At 46.2% G+C, this 4702-nt stretch carries 4 protein-coding genes; 2 read left to right on the forward strand and 2 right to left on the reverse strand.

Going from position 1 to position 4702, the window contains the following annotated elements:
- Positions 1–191: 191 nt before the first annotated feature.
- Together WH43_RS18770 and WH43_RS18775 are read right to left on the reverse strand one after the other, a co-directional pair.
- Positions 192–860 carry a ChrR family anti-sigma-E factor gene (locus tag WH43_RS18770; protein ID WP_053426083.1) on the reverse strand — a complete coding sequence of 223 codons (669 nt, stop codon included), beginning with the start codon at positions 858–860 and terminating at the stop codon, positions 192–194.
- Positions 844–1293: a sigma-70 family RNA polymerase sigma factor gene (locus WH43_RS18775; protein WP_286050018.1), complete on the reverse strand. Its 450-nt coding sequence runs from the start codon at positions 1291–1293 to the stop codon at positions 844–846. Before WH43_RS18775 ends, WH43_RS18770 begins: the two co-directional genes overlap by 17 nt.
- Before the next feature lie 363 nt (positions 1294–1656).
- Between WH43_RS18775 and WH43_RS18780 the strand changes: the two genes are divergently transcribed.
- Together WH43_RS18780 and WH43_RS18785 are read left to right on the forward strand one after the other, a co-directional pair.
- Positions 1657–2262: an FMN-dependent NADH-azoreductase gene (locus WH43_RS18780; protein WP_053426084.1), complete on the forward strand. Its 606-nt coding sequence runs from the start codon at positions 1657–1659 to the stop codon at positions 2260–2262.
- A 161-nt stretch (positions 2263–2423) separates the two neighbouring features.
- Positions 2424–4601 (forward strand): hypothetical protein, encoded by a 2178-nt coding sequence (locus WH43_RS18785; RefSeq protein WP_053426085.1) that lies wholly within the window; start codon positions 2424–2426, stop codon positions 4599–4601.
- Positions 4602–4702: the final 101 nt, after the last annotated feature.

Genomic DNA, 4702 nt, shown 5'->3' on the forward strand with positions numbered 1-4702 from the left:
TCGTCGCCTCGCTGCAACTCCAACTACTTTGGGTAAGACTCTTCGTATTTGAAGCCGCAGCTTTGTTGACTTCGGGCTTTCGCCCCAATCAAATAGTTAAATTGTAATCTTGGGGTCTTAATCCCTCGTCGCCTCGCTGCAACTCCAACTACTTTGGGCAAGACCCATTTTCGTTGGAGGTCGCAATTTATTTAATAAAACAGATGCTGCAATGGGTTTAATAAGCGGGTTAAGCCTTTTTTAAACTTCAGTGGCGCAGTTAACACTGACAAACACAAACAATCTTCGCTCATGGTACGTGGAGTATGTGTATGGTCCGGTGTATTTATCAATAAGTCACCTTCGCCATAACAACCCGACTCGTCATAGATTTTACCTTTCAGTACTAAGGTAATTTCCAAACCAAGGTGTGTATGCTGTGGTACTTCGCTGTCTTTGCGAATATACAACAAGGACACATTGTGCTGGTCTTCGCCTGCGAGTTTTGCTGTACTGATCCCACCCAAATTAAGCCACTTTAACTTATTGTGCAACAAAGGTTTTAGCGACGCCGGTACTAATATTTCACTGTTTTGAATTTGCAGTGCAAAGGGCTGCCGTTGTTGCATCTGTGCCACAACTTCTGGTTGGGCTGTGATAAAGTCCAGCATCTGCTGCCACTCTGTTTCTGCAGCTTGTTCTTCAGGTAAGCTGGCAAGTGCGGTTCCAGCCTCAGCTTCCAAATCCATTTTTATGCGCTGGCAATGCGGACATAAATCCAGGTGCGCAGCTATCGCAAGGCTCAATTCCGGAGCCAGACTGGCTTCGATGTATTGTTCCAGCAATTCCAGAGCCGGGTGATGTTTAACTGCGTGGATCATCAATAGCCTCTCTTAATCTGTCTAACGCAAGGCGAATACGTGACTTGACTGTTCCCAAAGGTATAGCCAGCTCTTCCGATACTTCCTGGTGCGATTTCTCTTCTAAATACACTTTTTCCATCACGTCACGTTGTGCCGGAGGCAGCTTTGCAAAGTGGGGAGCTACTTTTTCAGCCAGCAACCATAAATCCCATTCGTTGCTATCTGTGCCTTCCTGTTCTGGGTAGTCACCGTCAAAAAACAAATCATCCGCGCTCAATTCGTCTTTGCGGCTTTGTTTTTTGCGTAACATATCAAAACGTACATTACGGGCTATAGTAAAAATCCAGGTTGAGGCACAGCCGCGACTTGCGTCAAATAATCGGGCTTTTTGCCATACGTTCAGCATGGTATCCTGCACCATCTCCATCGCTTGTTGTTCGTTGCCGAACATTTTCAAACCAAAGGCTTTTAGCGTGGTGCAAAGTAGCTGAATAATTGCGAGTAGGCTTGTTTATCGCGGTCTACTGCAATAAAAGTTAAAGCTTGTTCCCACTGCGCATTGTCTTGTGGTTGAACTGACATAGATCCTTGAATACTGGGCCTCTGATAAGTACTACCATCATGCCTTTGAACTGATGTTGGATCCAACATTATTCCAATCCTGTCTGTATCGTTTTTTAGATGTAAGCTTTTACGCTGCAGTATTTATTTTAGTTTTATTCAAAAAATAGAAAGGTTTCTGTGATTTATTCTGATTTTTTATCTAAAAAATAAAAGTTACTCTGCTGTTATTCACCAGACAGGAGAAATTACCATGGCACATGTATTAGTAATTAATAGTTCTATCAGCGGCGACAAAGGCCAATCAACTCAGTTAAGCCAACAGTTCTTAGCTTCTTTACCTTCAGGTTTCAGCACAGAAACACTGGATTTGGTACAAGACAGCTATCCTCACTTAACTATGGCAGAAATGGGGGCTTGGATGACACCTGAGTCTGACCGTTCTGATGAGCAAAAAGCTCTGGCAGCTTTATCAGATAACGCCATTGCTCAAATTCAAAAGGCTGACGCTATTGTGATCGGCGTACCTATGTACAACTTTGGTGTGCCTAGCCAGTTAAAAGCATACTTTGACAGACTGGCTCGTGCTGGGATCACCTTTAAATACACAGAAGCAGGCCCTGTCGGCCTGTTGCAAGACAAGCCAGTGTTTATTTTCGCAACTCGGGGTGGTTTTTATCAAGGGACAGCGATGGATTCACAAACGCCTTTTGTCAGCGCTTTCCTGAATTTCATCGGTTTAAAAGATTTAAACTTTATTTATGCTGAAGGCTTAAACATGGGACCTGAGAGTGCTGAAAAAGCGTTGACTGCAGCAAAGGCTCGTATTGCTGAATTAGCGCCAGCTGTAGCAGCCTGATAGTTGCATAGTTAACCCATCAAGCCGTTTTCGTTCCCGCAAGCTTTGGCCACTTCAATCAGGTGGCCTTTTTTTTATTCACTTTTCTATTGTTATTTAAAGACTTTCTCTACTTAGAGTTTGGTATCTGCTTCGTCTGTGAATTATGCTAGGTGAAACTTATGCCTCAGGGAGAGCAAACTTTGGCAACAACTCAGTCTCAACATAAATGGCGTTTTTTTCGTTCCGGTGGTTTTGACCAGGTGGCTTTGGATTCTGCAGCAGACTTACAGCACCTGCATGAGCTGGATCCAAAGCTCTGGACAGTCCTGAATTGCCCTACCACAGGTCTTGAATTTGATAGCCGCACTGCAGCTTTGTTGGATACCGATGGTGACGGTCAAATCCGTGTACCTGAAATTCTAGCTGCGGTGCGCTGGTGCTGTGAACGCTTGCAGGATGCCGATATTTTGTTTAAAGCTCCGGGTTTACCTCTGAACGCTATTGCTGAGCAGGATGCGGAAGGTGTTCATCTCAAAGCCGCTGCACTTCGGGTACTGGAAATTGTTGGTAAAACGGATGCTGATGCTTTGCAGGTTTCGGATTTGGCCGATATGACGCTGCTGTTTTCTCCCCATCATTTTAACGGTGATGGCGTAGTCATGGCTGAATTGACTGCCGATGCTGAATTAGCGCAACTTATTACGGAAATTATTCAGACTCAGGGCGGACAGCCGGATCGCAGTGGCGGTGAAGGTATTCATAGCGAAAGCCTTGAAGCCTTTTATCAGCAAGCCACAGCAGTTGTTGAGTGGCATGCCGCAGGCGGTTGTGAGGACCCGGAGTTTTGTCCTTTAGGGCCCGACATGGCAGAGGCAGTGGCTGCTTTTGAAGCCATAAAAGCCAAAGTAGATGATTTTTTTGTTCGCTGCCAGCTGGCGGCTTTTGACCACAGAGCCACGGATGCATTGAATCCTGCTGTTGCTGTGTATGATGTGTTAAGTAATAAAGCTATCCACAGCAATGATGTCGACGTTGCAGCTTTGCCATTAGCAGCGGTTGCGGCGGGTTTATCTTTGCCGCTGGGCGAGGGGATTAACCCTGCCTGGACCAGCGCTATCCATGATTTTAAACACAAAGTGGTTGACCCTTTGTTCGGGGCTAAAGGCAAACATAAAGCCGGGCATTTGACTTTGGAGCAGTGGCAATCGATTTGTCAGCAGTTGCAGCCATGGCGTCTGTGGCAGTCGACAAAACCTGATACCAAGCTGCATCAACTGGAGCTGGAGCGGTTACAGGCGATAGTGGCAGGTGATAGCAAGGCCAAACTGGAGGCTTTGATTGCGCAGGATCTTGCCGCTTCAACCTTCGCTGACAATGTAGATGCTGTGGAACTATTGGTTCGGTATCAACGTGATTTAGTCACTTTGCTGCGTAATTTCGTCTCTTTAAGCGACTTTTATCAAAGTAAACACAAAGCTATTTTTCAGATCGGTACTTTGTATCTGGATCAACGCAGTTGTGAGCTGGTACTCAAAGTCTCAGATATGGCACGTCATGCGACTATGGCGCCTTTTAGTGGTTGTTATCTGGTGTATTGCACCTGTGAGAGACAAGGTGAAGCGCCTTTACACATAGTAGCGGCACTGACTGGAGGGGATGTTGATGAGTTGATGGTGCCCGGTCGCAATGGTGTATTTTATGACAGACAAGGCCGTGATTGGCGAGCTATGGTTACTAAAGTGGTGGTTCAGCCTGTCAGTATTGGTCAAGCCTTCTGGTCACCTTATAAACGAGTAGCGGCTTTTATTGAAGCTCAGCTGCAAAAGTTCGCTGCGTCGCGTGATAAAGATATTGAAGCTAAAACTACCACTGGAGTGACTACTGTTGCTGCCGCACCCACACCAACAGCACCTGCAACACCAACAGCTGTAGCTGGTTTTGATATTGCCAAATTTGCCGGTATTTTTGCTGCTATGGGGTTGGCCGTCGGTGCTATTGGTACAGCTCTTGCGGCGGTCATGTCCGGATTATTCTCCTTGTTATGGTGGCAAATTCCATTGGTGATCCTGGGAGTCTTGTTACTGATTTCAGGGCCTTCCATGTTGATGGCGTTTTTAACCTTACGCCGGCGTAATTTGGGACCGCTGTTGGATGCCAATGGCTGGGCTGTGAATACCAGAGCAAAAATTAATGTACCTTTTGGCGCCGCTTTAACTGGCTTAGCCCGTTTACCAGCTGGGGCGAAACGAAGTTTAACCGACCCTTTTGCGGAGAAAAAACGTCCCTGGGGCAGTCTGTTGATCCTGCTGCTGGTGTTGATTGGCGCCGGGCTTTTCTGGTGGTTCAGGATGCACTAGATACGCTTAGTTGATAAGCCTGTGAAATGTTTCACAGGCTTCATCCCTAATGCCAGTCAGTTAAGCTGACTGGCATTATTTTTGTACGCATATTTGCTGGA

The organism is Rheinheimera sp. KL1 (assembly GCF_001275035.1).
Taxonomy (GTDB): domain Bacteria; phylum Pseudomonadota; class Gammaproteobacteria; order Enterobacterales; family Alteromonadaceae; genus Pararheinheimera; species Pararheinheimera tangshanensis.

Excerpts from the sequence above, each read along its gene's own strand:
- WH43_RS18780 (WP_053426084.1), top strand. The coding sequence starts at position 1,657 with ATGGCACATGTATTAGTAATTAATAGTTCTATCAGCGGCGACAAAGGC.
- WH43_RS18785 (WP_053426085.1), top strand. The coding sequence starts at position 2,424 with ATGCCTCAGGGAGAGCAAACTTTGGCAACAACTCAGTCTCAACATAAA.
- WH43_RS18775 (WP_286050018.1), bottom strand. The coding sequence starts at position 1,293 with ATGTTCGGCAACGAACAACAAGCGATGGAGATGGTGCAGGATACCATG.
- WH43_RS18770 (WP_053426083.1), bottom strand. The coding sequence starts at position 860 with ATGATCCACGCAGTTAAACATCACCCGGCTCTGGAATTGCTGGAACAA.